Source organism: Bacillus sp. FSL M7-1345, from assembly GCF_038006985.1.
In the GTDB taxonomy this organism is placed as follows: domain Bacteria; phylum Bacillota; class Bacilli; order Bacillales; family Bacillaceae_G; genus Bacillus_A; species Bacillus_A cereus_U.
Genome location: NZ_JBBOWG010000001.1, coordinates 2,301,667 through 2,317,338, shown reverse-complemented (window position 1 = coordinate 2,317,338; position 15,672 = coordinate 2,301,667). Strand labels below are relative to the sequence as shown.

The following is a 15,672-nucleotide window of genomic DNA, read 5'->3' as shown; positions in this document are numbered from 1 at the left end:
AGTCAAATAGAGAAAAGTATAATAAAGCTGTTTTTATAAATACGGATTTGTTATACTTTATTTCTTTTGAAACTATTTATATTTTATATAAAATACGGTATATGAAATTTCTACTTCATATACGTAATGTAAGTTCAGTATATTTTCCATACTCAAAACTTATAAAAAATTCAATACAAAAAAGCAGCCTATAAATTTTTATGGGCTGCACTTAAATGCATCGGTTATTACTTAGGCTAATTCTTTCGTTCCCTTCATTACATCAACAAAGAATCCCCAGTTATTCACAACAGAAGAAATACTAATATGCTCATCTGGTGTGTGAACATTAAAGATATCTGGACCGAATGAAATTGCATCTAATTCAGGCATTTTTTGAACAAATACGCTGCACTCAATCCCTGCATGTACTGCGAAGATTTCAGCATCTTTGCTGTATTTTTCTTGGTGCACTTTTTCGAATAAATTACGGATAGGCGAATTAGGATTGTATGGCCATTCTGGATACTCTGACTCTATTTCAAATGTTGCACCAACTAATTCGGCAATACATTTAATTTCATCTGCAACATGTTGTTTTAAACTACTTACAGAACTTCTCACTTCGTTACGTAATTTAATTTCATCTTGCAACGTTTCAATAACGCCTAAATTTGTTGAGCTTTCTACTAGACCTTTAATATCCATGCTCATACTTTGAATGCCGTTCGGAATTAAGAATAATGAAGAAATAAGCTGTTTTTGTGTTTCTTTAGCAAATACTTTTTCTACTTTCTCATCTAATTTTGTAAGTGTAACATGAACATCCGGATCAACAGCACGCATTTCTTCTTGTAATACTCGTGTCCATGATTTTAATTTTTCTTCAACTTGCTCTACATCTTCTTGACGTAATAAAATTGTAGCTACACTTTCACGTGGAATTGCATTCGTTTTTAATCCGCCGTGAGCATCACTTATATCAAATTGAATATTTATTGATAAATCACGTAAAACTCGTCCTAGTACTTTGTTCGCATTCCCACGTTGTTTATCAATTTCCATACCAGAATGTCCGCCCTTAAGTCCACCAACATATAGACGGTATGTATCCATATCAACTGGTGCCTCATCCCAAATTACTGGAATTGTTTCAACTGCTTTCGCACCACCTGCGCTACTCACTAGTAATTTATGATCTTCTTCAGAATCAATATTAATAAATATTTTTCCGTCAAAATTATTTGAATCGACAGCGAATGCACCGCCCATTGTCGTTTCTTCTTCAGTTGTAATAACAACTTCTAAAGCTGGATGCGGAATGTCTGTTGAATCTAATAATGCTAATGCATATGCAACGGCAATACCATTATCAGCACCTAATGTAGTTTCGCTTGCATATAACATATCACCAATAATTCTTAATTCAATTGGATCTTTCTCAAAATCATGAACTGTCGCTTGGTTTTTTTCGCACACCATATCAGAGTGCCCCTGAATGATAATAGCTGGAACATTCTCATAACCAGAAGTAGCTTCTTTTTTTATAATGACATTTAACGCTTCGTCTTGAATAACTTCTAAATTACGTTCCTTTGCGAAACTCACTAAGTAATCACTAATTTCTTTTTCATTACCTGATCCTCTAGGAATCTTTGAAATTTCTGCAAAATGATAAAATACAGGGTGCTTTGTTAATTGTTCTAAAGTAGAATACATTTTTCAAGCTCCTCTCTCAAATACAATCCATATGTAAATAACTTAAATCACCTTCTATTATATCATGATTCACCATTTTACTTTTATACTGAATAATTCCCTACCAATAACGAAACAAAAAATTAAAGGAGAACACATTTATGTATTCTCCTTCAATTTCTTATGTTGTATATATTTAGATGTTTTCCCATCAATCAGTTTCTCTAAGTGATCTATTTTTTCCGTTAATGCACCTTTCACAAGAGAGAAATCTGTATTTGATTCTTCCTTTTTATCTTTAAAAAACGAAGACTTTTGTACATTTAATTCTGCCATACCTTCTCCCCCTTTTACAAAAGATACAATCTTTTATTTATATTATATAGTAAATATAGACAGCGTGTACACTTATCACTTTCTTTTTAATTCTTCTTCTAACTCTTCTACTTGCTGCAAAGTATCTCCTTTTATTAAAGAAAAATCTGTTGCATCTTCATTTTCTTCTTTAAAAAAATCATTGTCATATTCTTTTATCACTGCAATCACCTCTACGTGCTAGTGTAGGAATGATTGTCCTATTTTATACAACTGTGTCCGAATTTTTTTAAACATTATGTATAGATGAAAAGGACAGAAAAAGATTCTGTCCTACTTACAAAAATAACTATGATGTATTGTTAAATTATATACATTTTCAAAATCTCGATCTTGAAGGTTATTCTTCTTCCCATCAATAACAATAAAAACATCATTCACTATTTTTGCTGGTATAATTCCGACATTTTCTACTTGAACCGCTTGCTGGCCATTCCATTGCTCTATATGTTCTAGAGGTACTGTAATACTAAATTGAGAGCGAATACCACGGAAATTCGTATTTAATTCGTTCGCTGCTTCAAATACAACAATTTTCGCACCTACTTTTTCACCATACGAATCAAGAAATGCGTTTAAACTTTTTGTATATTCTTCTTCCGTGTGCCATTCCATTGTCCCAAATGCTGCTGGATTTACATTTTGAATAATTGTCGTATATATTTCTCCTCTTGCTTTTGAAGCAATTAATGACCGTTTAATTGATTGGACCGTCTTTCCGATATCACTGAATTTTGCACCCCATATTTCTGAAATGTTAGGTGTCAAAATGAATGCAATATCAACGAAAATTACCATCGCAGTAAACATTAAAAGATTTTTCCAGAGGGTTAAATCTATTCCTTTTATCGTGAAATAAACTGTGACTGATGTTATGAACAAACCGTACCACGTTTTTCGAATTCGCTGTTTCTTCTCCTCATACAATTCTTCATTTTTCCAATAAAAGAAAACAAGAACAATAAAGACGATTGCTAAAATAAATAAGCCGATTCGAATGTTAGAGATCGTCAATCACATCACCCTCCATTCCAAAACTACTCACGATACCATTACATGCGCAAAGAGCCATCTTTATGACAAAAGACGTGGACAACCTTCTAAAGTTAGCTACATCGCATATACATTAGAAGCAGGCCACGTCTTTTATCATGAATCTACATTGTATATGTAGACAAGCATGCGTTTCAAATTTTCACGTTAAAAATAAATATGTTTCGGAATTTCCCCTTCAGGTACTTCCCCGTCCATACTTAAGTAATAATGACGAATCGGATGTAAATTTTCGTCCAATTCATAAACAAGCGGAATGCTAGTCGGTATATTTAATGTTACTACACCATCATTTGAGAGATTGTCTAAGTATTTCACAAGTGAACGAATCGTATTGCCGTGTGATGAAATAATTACTTTTTCACCATTTTTTAATGCCGGTGCGATTTTTGCATGCCAATAATCAAGTACTCTTTTCTCCGTATCCTCTAAACATTCAGTTAATGGGAACTCGCCTTTTTTTAACGTTTTGTATCTCGGATTATTCGCTTCATATCGGGGATCATCTTCAGTAAGTGCAGGCGGTCTCACATCTATACTTCTTCTCCAAATATGAACTTTTTCATCTCCATATTTTTTTGCAGTTTCGTCTTTATTCAATCCTTGTAGTGCACCATAATGGCGTTCATTCAACTTCCATGAGTTATGTATAGGGACCCAAGTGAGATCCATTTCATGAAGTACAATCCATAATGTACGAATTGCTCGTTTTAATACTGATGTATAGGCAATATCAAACGTATATCCATTCTTTTTTAATATTGTTCCTGCTTCTCTCGCTTCACTTAATCCATTCTTTGATAAATCTACATCTGTCCATCCTGTAAATCGATTTTCAAGATTCCACAAACTTTGTCCGTGACGAATGAGTACAAGTTTTATCATTATAATTCCCCTCTCGGAAATATGAATTTTAAAATTTCAATACGTACACATATAAAGTTTTTGGTAATGTGAATTTTTTATCCATAGTTGCCAAATATACAGATGAAAATTTATGATTTTTCAAACTACAAAACAAGATACTATTTCTATCTTTTATTCTACTGGTATTTCACGCTTAGCCGTCCATGCATCAAATCCTGAACGGCTATTTGCCATTTCATTCATAACTTGATGCCAATTTTCTTCACATGATTCGCCAAACTGTTCAAAAATAGCTCCCATTTGCTCTCTTTGAACATCGCTCAGTTTTTTCTCTAAGTCTGTTCCTTCTTCTGTTAAAGACAGCTGTTTCACACGACGATCATGTGCAGCTTCATTACTCTCAATAAGTCCTTTATCTAACAGTTGGCGCAACGGTCCGTGAAGAGCTTGTTTACTTATTTCTAAAAGTGATAGCAACTCATTTACACTAAGCCCTGGAAAACGAGCGATAAAAAACAAAATTCTATGATGTACACGCTGTATACTATATTCTTTTATTATTTCATCTGGTTTTTCTGTGAAAGTTTTATATGCAAAGTAAAATAATGCTAATGCCTCATTCATTTGCTCTTCTTTATGTTGTGTCATCTACTTTCCCCCTGTATGTAAATTATACCACAACTCAATTATGAATAATTAAGTTGGTATATTGAGCCTAATTTCTTCATTCTAAAACCAACAAATTTCAACTATTATATTTTTTGAAGGCTGTTTAATTCTTAAACTATACCTTCAAATAAAGTATCCAAATTACTTTTTAAAGAATTCTTAAAGAAATAGGTTAAATTCAAATGATAAATATTGTAAAATTTATTTATTAATATTTTTTTGAAAAACTCAATTGTGATTGGAGTGTTATTGTATGCAAACAAAAAAAGTTTATCTTTATGTATTTAATACGATGTCAGACTGGGAATATGGACATTTAATTGCAGAATTAAACTCAGGAAGATATTTCAAAAAAGAGTTAGCCCCTTTAAAGGTAGTTACAGTAGGAGCTAATAATGAAATTATTACTACGATGGGAGGACTGAGCATAAAGCCAGATATTTCTCTTGATACATGTACTCTTGAGAGTAACGATCTTTTAGTTTTACCTGGAGGGACTACTTGGGGAGAAAGCATTCATCACCCTATCTTAAAAAAAATTGGTGAAGCGTTAAAACTCGGCACTATTGTTGCTGCCATTTGTGGTGCAACTGAGGGGTTAGCGAACTTTGGATACCTAGATTCTAGAAAACATACAAGCAATGATTTAGAATATATTAAAATGGTTTGTCCTAATTATAAAGGAGAACAACTTTATAAGATGGAACCTGCAGTATGTGATGAAAATTTGATTACTGCATCAGGAGTAGCTCCTCTGGAATTTGCAATGGAAGTATTGAAAAAAATTGATGTATTTGCACCAGATACGTTACATTCATGGTATAACCTAAATAAGACTTATAAACCTGAATACTTCTTCCAGTTAATGAATTCAATTACTAGATAAGCTGAAAAATTAAATTAGCAGTTTTATATTATATAAAAACCTAAAGTTGTTATAAATACAACGGGTAGCTAAATCTATTTTAATCTTATTGAATAACGATGGTCTTTCTTCTTTAGTTATAATAATGAAACGTTCTTTAAAAACCAGTGACGTTTGTAAAACAAAAAATAAAAGGGATGATACATATTAGTCTTGAATCATCCCTTTTGTTATGACGTTAATGTCACCATATTATTTTAATTATTCATCTCCAGCAAGAGTTAACTGCCAAGATACGCCATACTTATCATTTAACCAGCCAAACTTTTTACTAAACGGATATGAACCTAAAGGCATAAGAACTTTTCCATCTTGTGCTAGTTTATTAAAAACTGTTTCGATTTCCTCTTCCGTATCACAAGTTACATAAAGAGACATAGATGGAGTGAATGTAAAATCATGCTTTACATAACTATCGATACACATGAATTCTTGGCCATTTAACGTGAATGTTGCATGTATTACAGTTCCCTCTTTACCAGGTCCCTTTTCATCGTAACGAGAGATGTTTACAATTTCTGATTGATCAAATAGCGACGTGTAAAAATTCATCGCTTCTTCAGCTTTTCCCTCAAACATTAAAAACGTAGTGATTTTTTGATTTGTATTACTCATTTAGAGACATCCCCTTGTTATGTATTTATGCAAAACATACATCGGACAATAAAGCCGAACGTACATTCTTATAAGTGTATTGTCTATAAAAACGATGAGTTTGTCAATTATCTATGTTTTATTTCTTCTTAAATAATGCTGTCCAAAGAAATGATTCTCCAAACATATTATTTGGTTGTTCAATTTGTTTCATCTTCCTAATTTCAATCACTTCAAACTCTTTAAATATTCCCCTTAATTTTTCTTCCGAATAGGCAAGACCACCTTGTAAACTCCAACCTCTATATACGTCCCAATCCGTTATTTCTGATCCATTCCTCTCATCTAAATCGCCAGCTGCAAAACATGTTAATCCGAAATAACCACCAGATTTCAATGAGTTTTTAATTAAATCGACATAATTCATTCTTCTATGCGGTGGAATGTGATGCAAACAGCCCGAATCGTATACAAAATCAAATTCATTTTGAGCACCTAAATTAAAAATTGAATCACAAATAAAGTGAATTTCTATTCCTTTTTCTAATGCCCTCTCTTTCGCCCAATTAATACCTTCTATAGATAAATCTACTGCTGTTACATCAAATCCCTCATTTGCTAAATAAATTGCATTTCTTCCTGGACCACATCCAAGTTCTAATACTTTCCCTTTTGAAACACTCTCTTTTTGTATATACGAAACTAGATTCTCATCTGGAACATTTTCAAAAAACGGAACATCTTTTTCTCTATTCACATAAAATTCATTCCAAAATGGTTCTGCAGATCTTAATAATGAATCAAGCATTTTTAATATATCTTCTTGTGTACGTAGCGTTTCATTTTTCATTTATACCCCTCCATAATCAATAGTCAGAAAATTATTATATCTCTTTTTGAACTTTCAAACAAAGAAAAAACTCCTATATTCAATAGGAGTCAAAAATATTATCTCTTTAAAATCCAAGTACGGTTAACCATTTTAACAACTTCTCTTCTCGCACTTTCAAATCATCGTTTCTATACTTACCCATCTGTGTTTCGCTAACAATTTCTCCGTCCACCATAAAAAGAACTCTTTCTGTTTTAGCTGCTACCTTTACGTCATGAGTAACTAGCATAATTGTAGTTCCCATACGGTTTATATTTGCTAAAATATCCATTACCTCTTCTGTCGCTTTTAAATTCAAAGCACCCGTTGGTTCGTCAGCAAAAATAATATTAGGTTTATTTATGAGTGCTCTACAAATAGATACCCTTTGTAATTCTCCTCCTGATGCTTCAGTTATATTATTAGTTGCAATTTGACTAATTCCCGTTTTCTTCATCAATTCAAGTGCACGTTTATTTATTATTTTCCTGCTCTCAACTTTTGCTAAATACGCAGGCAAAACTATATTATCAAAAAGATTCAAATTTCTAAGAAGATTGCTCTGTTGAAAAATAAATCCCATTTCGCTGAGTCGTAATTTTGCTAACACCTCTTCTTTCATACATGTTATTTCTTTACTATCAACTTTCACACTTCCTGATGACATTTGATCCATTCCGCTAATATTATATAGTAACGTCGATTTCCCTGAACCAGAAGGTCCCATGACCGATATAAACTCTCCCTCATAAATCTCTAAATTTATATTTTTTAACATATGGTAAGTTTTATTTCCATCCATTGCGTATTTTTTATTTAATTGTTTTACTTCTAAAATTTTTTTCAAATTACACACCTCCTACTCCCCATTTAGCTTTAAATCATTTGTTTGTTTCACTGTAAAACTACTGCAAAGTGTTGCTACGGTCACAGATATAAATAAAATAGCTGGACATATTACATAAGAAATGATCGGATTAACAACAAACTTTATGTGAGCTGCTCCCATAAATGAACCTAACCAGCTTATTAGTGTTTCTCCAAACGTAGCAGCTATAAATGTCCCTGTTAAAATACCTACTAATACTATAGCAATAGAACGAGTAACATATTGTATACGAATATCTTTGTAGGAAAAGCCGATACTTTTCATAATTAATATTTGCGAAGAATCTTTTACTAATAACATTTTAAAAAACATCGCAGTTATTAAAACCGATATCAATATAGCAATCAAAATTGCCACTTGTGTCACGAGTCTTAATTGTTTAATTGTCTCTCCTAAAGTTTGAGATAAATAATTATCCGTATCTGTTATTTTTGCAGAATTAAAATTTTGTTTATACTCCTTCACTTTTTCTTGCAGATTCATTTTGGGTTTCATATCTACATTTACTACGTACCATAATATATTTTCTTTATTATAAGAAAAGCTCGCTTTAGCTGTTTTGCCACCATTTGTTACATCTTGATATATACCAGTAATAATTAGCACTTTCTCTTTTCCTTCTACAAATAAAACGATCTCATCCCTTACATTCTTTTTTAATTCATTTGCGTTCATATAAGAGAGAGCGATCTCATTTTCATTTTTTGGTGCCATACCTTTAACATATTCTATTGGAAATCGAGTGAAATCTCCTACTTCTACATTTAAGTTTTCATGTGTACCATCAGCTTTCACCATTTTAAATGTACTCGTTACAAATGCTGCATATTTTTCTACTTCTTCATCATTTCGTATATATGAAATTACGTCCTTAAATCGTTTCTCTATATTTTCAGATTGCTGTAAATCTATTCGAATATCACTTTTTCCTGTTCCCATGTAATTTACAAACTTCGGTGACTGAATCGTATACAAAAAGTTAACAGGTACAACAATCATGAACACGGCTATGATTAAAACGATACTTAATACGCGATATAACTTAAAGCGTTTTACTACATCTTGTATACCAATAAATATATTTATATTTGTAATTTTAGTTTGAGAGAGAGAAAAAAATCTTCTAATCTTTCTTTTTCCTAGTTTATCTCTTGATCGTAAAGCGTCTATTGCTGTAATTCTCCTGAAATTCCGCAAAATGATGCGGCAAAAAAGGATAACGGCTAGAAATAACAATGTTGTGACTATCAATGGCACAACATAATATAAAATACTTTTATTAGCTGTCCCCATATAAAGTGCGATGTTAGAGATAAATATTTTTGTAACAAATAACGAAAGGATATATCCACATATACATCCGATAGCGGAAATAACAACATATTTTGTTACATATAGTTTTTGAATATCTTTACTTTGAATGCCGATAGCTTTCATAACACCAATTTCCCGATAATCTTCTTCCATTGAAGTCATAATCGTAAATCTAATACATAAAATCGCGATTAGCATTAATAATGCACTTATTATGATAAGTACTGCAGCTATTATTCCATCTGTTAATGAATTGAGTGTTTTAAAGAGTGAATACGTAATAGAGGGACCTTTTTGAGGTAAGTTTGATGACTGGTATAAAGTTTCAAATTCATTTATTTTATCTAAATCTGTTAGCTGGAATTCAATAAGATATTCACTTTCTCCAAAATTCCCCTTTATTCTTTCGAAGTCTTCATCGCTTATTACAAATCGTTTTGAACTAACAAGTGATGGGTTCATTTGAACATCACGAACAAATGCCGAAATAGTAAATTCTAGCTCATTATTATTTTTCACAACCCATATTTTATCTCCAATACGCAAATTATATTTTTGCATATAATAAATTGGTACACCTATTTCCCCTTTCCTAACATCGATCACTTCATTATTTAAATCTAATAAAAAGTCAAAAATAGTATTTTGCTTAACGAAGCTAATGTCCATTACACTATTATGTTCCGCTTGATTTTTCTTCTTTATAAAAATGTTAGATCCGCCTATTTGAACCATCTCTGCTGTTTGTTGTTTTTTTACAAAAGGAGTTTGCGCTACAAATGAATCAATTGACTTTTGGTTTATTTCTCCGGCATGCATTTGTACGAAGTGCGGTGCGTTTGATACTTTAAACAATTGATCCATTGAGTTCAATAGATTTATAACGTTACTTGAAGCACTTGCCATTAAAAGACTGGATAACATGATAAACATAAATAGAATGGTAATTATCATTTTATTTTGAGAGAAATCTCTTTTTAACATTCTCCTAATCATATGGAGCTAGTTCCCTTCATTCCATAATATTTTCTTCGTCACTATAGCTATTATTATCATTATGAAACTAATAACTAATATAGGTAAATAAATTTTCATACTGAATCCTTCAAACATAAAACCATAAATGACTTGCCCAATTGGTGCCATACATTGAGATACCGCTGTTATAATTGCCATTACTTTCCCTAGGTTTTCATTTGGTGTTTTCTTTTGGACTACAGTAATCACATAGATGGATACAATTGTCATGATCATTGCAATTAGAATAGAAGAAAGTATAAAGAGGATAAATGGTGGATAGTATCCTAAATTAAGAATAACCGGCATAACTGAAAGTGCCATTGGTATTACTAATAAAGCTATTAAAAGCATCCAGTAATACAATGTTTTCATCTGTAGCTTTTTCGCAAAAAAACCTATTAATAATGCACCTAAAATAGTAGCAAAATCGATCAATCCCATTCCAATTCCGTATAATGTGTCGCTACTTTCCATTGTTACTCGTATAATAATTGGAGCACCAACAACAAATAGCGGTGTCAGTATTAAATTTAGTAATGCAGCTAAAAGCATAGATTTCAAAATAAATGGTTGTTTTAAAACATATATAAATCCTTCTTTCATATCCTTTACAATTGTCGGTATTATATGGCTTTCTCGTGCTCTTTTTATAAAAGGTATTTTAATAAATATTTCTAAAATCGCAGATAAAAAGAAAGCAAGACAACTTATTATTACGAGCATTTTCAAACCAATTATGCCGTACAATATTCCTCCTAATACAGGAGCAACTATATTTGACAATGCTTGCACACCATTTACGATACCGTTCGCTTGCTCTAACTTATTCTCTGGAACTAATTGCGGAATACTCGCCATTACAACAGGTGAATACATTGCACTAACGACTGCTAGTAAAAACATAATTGTTCCAATCAATATAATAGATACAGGTCCAGTAAATAACAAAACTATAAAGCTTAATACAATCGCAGCGTTGATAAAGTCAAAAATAACCATTAAATTACGGCGATTGAAACGATCTGCTATCGCTCCGCCAAGAGGGGCTAGCAAAAACGGAATACTCGTTACCGCATATAACCCTGCGAATATATCAGCACGCCCTGTTATATCTAGCACATATAATGACAGGGCAAAACGTAAAAGTGTTGAACCTAAAATAGTAATAATTTGTCCACTCACCATTAAGTGAAAATCTTTCATCGAAGACCTTATACTAGCTGACATCCTTATCACACCTTTCATTCGATTTAGACCGACTGTCGGTCGATAATATCCAAACAGAAAATTACTATTTCTGTTTGATTAAAACCTCCACCATGTAATCAAAGGCTCCCTCTTTCGCTCCAACAGATGCTTCCATCATTTTGATATAAGCTTTAGCTCTCCTCATCATTTCTTCCGGCTTCCACTGGAATAAACCCTCATCAAATATGACCTGTGCTGAAGAGAGTAATAATTCAATCGTTTCTTGTGGGTATGGAGTAGAAAATATGCCTTCAGCGATTCCTTGTTCTAAAATCTCTGCTAAAACAGGAGATAAATGAATAATTGATTGTACTATACTTTTTTGATGCATTTCCGCATTATTTGGCTGATGAAATTGTTCAATCATTTTATCTTTTACATCTCCTGATTTTGGTGATTGTTCCATTAAAACTCGAAATAACTTATCTAAAACTGGGATATTAGGATTAGAGACAATTGCCTTCGCTTTAGCAACATCTGCTTTAATAATCCTCATAATAATTTCATCCATTACTTCTTCTTTCGACTTAAAATAATGATAAAACGTCCCCTTTGCTATACCAATCTCTTTTAAAACGTCATTTACTGTAGTTTTCGTATACCCTTTTGTAACAAACAAACGTTCAGCAGTTTCTAAAATTTCATTTCTACGCTCCCCATATTCTTTTACGATCCTCATTCATGTACTCCTTCCTACGGACCGACTGTCGGTTTATTTAAAGTATATGTTTAGTATGTAAAAAGTTTCCTGTTATCGTATATATACAACAACCTACTTTATATTTCCTTTATGAATTTTAAATTATTTAATACGGTAAATGAAATTTTAAAGGTTGTTTCTATGCAATCACCCTTGTACTTATATCGACTTCGTTGTATAAAAACAAAAAAGAGCCGCAACACTTTGCGACTCTTTTTGAATAATAACTATTTAACGGCCACGTCTTTGCTGACCTTGTTTTGTACTACTTTTCTTATTACTTGGCTTATTAAATGATCGATTGTTATCATTTCTCGAACTATTTCTTGAATCGTTTCTTGGTCCACCTTTTGAATCACTTCTTGAACCTTCACGGCTATCTCTTTGACGATATTGACCTGATTTCTTTGGAGCCGGCTTTTGTACCGGTTTTCCATTTTCATCTACATTTTTTATCATCGGTTGTTCGATTATTTCTCTTTGTATTGGTGCACCAAGCGTTTTTTCAATTTCTTCTAAATGTTTTTCATCTTTCGCTGCAACGAACGTAATTGCAAGACCTGATCCACCTGCACGTCCTGTTCGGCCAATGCGGTGAATATAACTTTCTACATCTTCAGGGATATCAAAATTAAATACGTGCGTTACACCATCTACATCAAGTCCACGAGCTGCTACATCAGTCGCAATTAAGTACTGAATTTTAGCTTCGCGGAAACTCTTCATGACTCTTTCACGTTTCGCTTGAGGTATATCACCATGAAGTTCAGCACAATTATAACCTAGTCCTTTTAAATTATCATACAGCTTACTTACTCTAACCTTTGTACGACAGAAAATAACTGCTAAAAATGGCTGGTCACGATCCATAACAAAACGAAGTGCATCTGGCTTTGCACGATCTGTCGTCTCAATGACACGCTGCTCAATTGTATCTACCGTTACTTCTTCACTTTGTACTTGAATCATTTGCGGCTCTTCCATATAACGTTTCGCCAATTTTTTAATATCTTTTGGCATCGTTGCTGAGAATAACATCGTTTGTTTACTATCAGGTGTCTCATCTAAAATATCTTCAATATCATATAAGAATCCGAAGTAAAGCATTTGATCTGCTTCATCTAGTACAATCGTTGAAAGATTACTTAAATCAATTGTTTCACGTCGTATATGATCTAATAATCGTCCTGGTGTCGCTACAACAATATGTGTATTACCTTTTAATTTTCTCAATTGTTGTGCTACATCTTGTCCGCCATATATCGCTAGTACATTAATATCTTCTCTTTGAACAAGCATTTTTTTAATTTCAGTTGTAATTTGCAGTGCTAGTTCCCTTGTTGGTGCAACAATTAAAGCCTGAACATCACTAGACTCTGGATCGATTTTTTCTAAAATCGGTAACACGAATGCTAACGTTTTACCCGTTCCTGTTTTCGCCTGCCCAATAATATCTTTACCTGACATAATAACAGGAATTGCCTTCTCCTGAATCGGTGTTGCTTCTGTAATTCCATTTTCACGTAATGTATGATTAAAAGTTTCACTAATTCCTAATTCTAAAAAGTTTTTCAAATAGACCACTTCTTTTCCTTATTTTTCACATTAGCTTTCATTGTACCATTTGTTTCGCCAAATATGAAAAATAAAAAAATTCTTATCTTCTTTTTTTATATTCATCCTGTACTAGATGAACAAATTCTTTTTGTTTTTTCTCGGATTTTATTAATGCTTCCATATTTGCAGAAGTCAAAATATACTTTTTAATTTTTCTATTACTCCAAATTAAACTTGTATACTTCGGATCTTCATGTAGATTTCGAAACCACTCTAATTCACTTAATTTTGCGATATAATGTTTTAATTTCATGTCATTTCGAGGATAAAATAAAATAACATCTGCTATTACATCAAATAATGAGCCCAAGTTATTCCCTCCTATAACTTCTTTAATGAAGATATTAACGTAATTTTAAAAATCATTGTTTCACCAATTCAAAATAAATTACACCAATATGTACATCAAGGAACTAAGTTCTACAATTTAATATGTAATACGAAAGCATTATATAACCTTCATTTTGATTTAGCATATGAGCTTATCTTTCAGAAAGATGGTTTGCAATATAAAATGGGAAAATCCTAATAGTGCATTAGAGATATTTATTATTTTTCATTATAATTTTTATAGCCTTACCATATCAATTTGGGAATTTTGTGCGTTTAGAAAACCATTTAGATACATTTAGCCATATATTGTACGCCAATAATATAGTAGTAAGAAATTTACAAATGAAGGATATAGAAAGAGTAAGGGGGCATGGTTAATTACTCATGAAGGTATAGTGCGTTAGATGAATAAATAGGCTTCATTTGCAATAACATAGTATGTTTTCCCTTTACTGCTGTGTGCTTTGTACTGTGGCGAACCATTGACACTCACTTTTGCATCAATCATAAATCCCTGCATCTACAGAACCAGCTCCATCTTTATATTTCCAAGATGGAGCATCCTAGAAACGTAGATTGTCCACTTTGAAAACAATACGTTTTCAAGGTGGACAAATAAACTGTGCTTTTCTTATCGAGTAGCAACAGATACTTCTGAAAGAAATAAACTACATCGTAATAGGGGTTATATTCACAGCTGTAATTTTACAAGTTGAAATTGCAAACCTAACGGTTGTAGTTGGATTTATAGGTAATGTCCCTAGTACTATCCCAAGTCCTGTTTGTTCCACGCTAAAATCTGCTGCAATAGAACCATTACTTGCTAAAAGACTTACTGTAGATCCGATAAACGCATCCAGTAATTGTCTAATTGGTCGTTCACGACATTCACACTCACATCCTACATCGGTAGGTGGAAGTAATGTAATAGGTGGTCCTGGTGGTAAAAAACCTACCCCTGTTACATCAGATATATTGACCACAAAGGTTGTGGTGCCATCTGTAACTGTAACTAAAAAATCATTCACAGAAGTGATAGTAAATAGAAAGAAAAGCGGGGGCGTGTTGGGTGTGTCTGCAATAGTGCCAAGAATAACAGTTTCTCCAATAAGTTGTTGTAAAACGCTTTGCATAGGTAAAACACAGCAATCACAAAGACAACCTTCAGTTCCTCCTGTTGGGCCTGTCTCTCCTGTTGGACCCGTTACTCCTGTTGGACCCGTTACTCCCGTTGGACCCGTTACTCCTGTTGGACCCGTTCCCCCCGTTGGACCCGTTACTCCTGTTGGACCCGTTACTCCTGTTGGACCCGTTACTCCCGTTGGACCCGTTACTCCTGTTGGACCCGTTACTCCCGTTGGACCTGTCCCTCCTGTTGGACCTGTTGGTAAAGTAAATGGTGGGATTGGGGGAAGTGTAGGGCCAATTAGATTTGGATTTAATGCATTAGCTTGAAGTATCCCATTTATCTTTTGTATTTCATTTTTATCAAACACATAACTACCTCCTATGAGTGTACT

16 protein-coding genes and 2 pseudogenes are annotated in these 15,672 nt (G+C 32.9%); 2 read left to right on the top strand and 16 right to left on the bottom strand.

The features are described from left to right. Positions 1–231: 231 nt before the first annotated feature. From pepD to MHB76_RS12000, 6 genes are all read right to left on the bottom strand, one after another. A complete protein-coding gene (gene pepD / locus MHB76_RS12025; RefSeq protein WP_199709930.1) occupies positions 232–1,698 on the bottom strand; it encodes a beta-Ala-His dipeptidase in 1,467 nt (488 codons plus the stop codon). Positions 1,699–1,836: 138 nt separating this feature from the next. Continuing rightward, positions 1,837–2,013, bottom strand: coding sequence for a hypothetical protein (locus tag MHB76_RS12020; RefSeq protein WP_002109949.1), 177 nt, complete (start codon positions 2,011–2,013; stop codon positions 1,837–1,839). A gap of 75 nt (positions 2,014–2,088) precedes the next feature. Beyond that, positions 2,089–2,214 (bottom strand): hypothetical protein, encoded by a 126-nt coding sequence (locus MHB76_RS12015; protein ID WP_002109948.1) that lies wholly within the window; start codon positions 2,212–2,214, stop codon positions 2,089–2,091. 111 nt (positions 2,215–2,325) lie between these two features. Beyond that, positions 2,326–3,066, bottom strand: a complete 741-nt coding sequence (locus MHB76_RS12010) for a type II toxin-antitoxin system SpoIISA family toxin (protein ID WP_016104871.1) — start codon at positions 3,064–3,066, stop codon at positions 2,326–2,328. 186 nt (positions 3,067–3,252) lie between these two features. Beyond that, the gene (gene gpmA / locus MHB76_RS12005) at positions 3,253–3,990 is read right to left on the bottom strand and encodes a 2,3-diphosphoglycerate-dependent phosphoglycerate mutase (protein WP_199709931.1); all 738 of its coding nucleotides are present in this window, start codon (positions 3,988–3,990) and stop codon (positions 3,253–3,255) included. 153 nt (positions 3,991–4,143) lie between these two features. Then, positions 4,144–4,620, bottom strand: a complete 477-nt coding sequence (locus MHB76_RS12000) for a MarR family winged helix-turn-helix transcriptional regulator (protein WP_002161788.1) — start codon at positions 4,618–4,620, stop codon at positions 4,144–4,146. 274 nt (positions 4,621–4,894) lie between these two features. Here MHB76_RS12000 and MHB76_RS11995 point away from each other — a divergent pair, with 274 nt between their 5' ends. Further along, positions 4,895–5,527: a DJ-1/PfpI family protein gene (locus tag MHB76_RS11995; protein WP_199709932.1), complete on the top strand. Its 633-nt coding sequence runs from the start codon at positions 4,895–4,897 to the stop codon at positions 5,525–5,527. Positions 5,528–5,767: 240 nt separating this feature from the next. Here the strand turns inward: MHB76_RS11995 and MHB76_RS11990 are convergent, their stop codons facing one another. From MHB76_RS11990 to MHB76_RS11955, 8 genes are all read right to left on the bottom strand, one after another. Continuing rightward, positions 5,768–6,181: a VOC family protein gene (locus tag MHB76_RS11990; RefSeq protein WP_016104868.1), complete on the bottom strand. Its 414-nt coding sequence runs from the start codon at positions 6,179–6,181 to the stop codon at positions 5,768–5,770. A gap of 118 nt (positions 6,182–6,299) precedes the next feature. Further along, a complete protein-coding gene (locus MHB76_RS11985) occupies positions 6,300–7,010 on the bottom strand; it encodes a class I SAM-dependent methyltransferase (protein ID WP_078174378.1) in 711 nt (236 codons plus the stop codon). 106 nt (positions 7,011–7,116) lie between these two features. Then, positions 7,117–7,878 (bottom strand): ABC transporter ATP-binding protein, encoded by a 762-nt coding sequence (locus tag MHB76_RS11980; protein WP_340986600.1) that lies wholly within the window; start codon positions 7,876–7,878, stop codon positions 7,117–7,119. A gap of 12 nt (positions 7,879–7,890) precedes the next feature. Next, entirely contained in the window at positions 7,891–10,230 is a 2,340-nt protein-coding gene (locus MHB76_RS11975) for an ABC transporter permease (protein ID WP_340986599.1), read from the bottom strand. 6 nt (positions 10,231–10,236) lie between these two features. Next, positions 10,237–11,499, bottom strand: coding sequence for an MFS transporter (locus MHB76_RS11970; RefSeq protein WP_254866017.1), 1,263 nt, complete (start codon positions 11,497–11,499; stop codon positions 10,237–10,239). A 46-nt stretch (positions 11,500–11,545) separates the two neighbouring features. Next, on the bottom strand, positions 11,546–12,181 hold the full coding sequence (locus tag MHB76_RS11965; RefSeq protein ID WP_078174375.1) for a TetR/AcrR family transcriptional regulator: 636 nt from the start codon (positions 12,179–12,181) through the stop codon (positions 11,546–11,548). 252 nt (positions 12,182–12,433) lie between these two features. Next, positions 12,434–13,786: a DEAD/DEAH box helicase gene (locus tag MHB76_RS11960; protein ID WP_078174374.1), complete on the bottom strand. Its 1,353-nt coding sequence runs from the start codon at positions 13,784–13,786 to the stop codon at positions 12,434–12,436. A 73-nt stretch (positions 13,787–13,859) separates the two neighbouring features. Beyond that, positions 13,860–14,129: a hypothetical protein gene (locus MHB76_RS11955; protein ID WP_078174373.1), complete on the bottom strand. Its 270-nt coding sequence runs from the start codon at positions 14,127–14,129 to the stop codon at positions 13,860–13,862. A gap of 18 nt (positions 14,130–14,147) precedes the next feature. On the opposite strand from MHB76_RS11955, the pseudogene MHB76_RS11950 reads away from it, so the two are divergent. Beyond that, positions 14,148–14,336, top strand: a pseudogene (locus MHB76_RS11950) (hypothetical protein); the annotation flags it as partial. Positions 14,337–14,552: 216 nt separating this feature from the next. Here the strand turns inward: MHB76_RS11950 and MHB76_RS11945 are convergent. Both MHB76_RS11945 and MHB76_RS11940 read right to left on the bottom strand, forming a co-directional pair. Continuing rightward, positions 14,553–14,754, bottom strand: a pseudogene (locus MHB76_RS11945) (N-acetylmuramoyl-L-alanine amidase); the annotation flags it as partial. Positions 14,755–14,820: 66 nt separating this feature from the next. Then, positions 14,821–15,648, bottom strand: a complete 828-nt coding sequence (locus tag MHB76_RS11940) for an exosporium leader peptide-containing protein (protein ID WP_340988168.1) — start codon at positions 15,646–15,648, stop codon at positions 14,821–14,823. Positions 15,649–15,672: the final 24 nt, after the last annotated feature.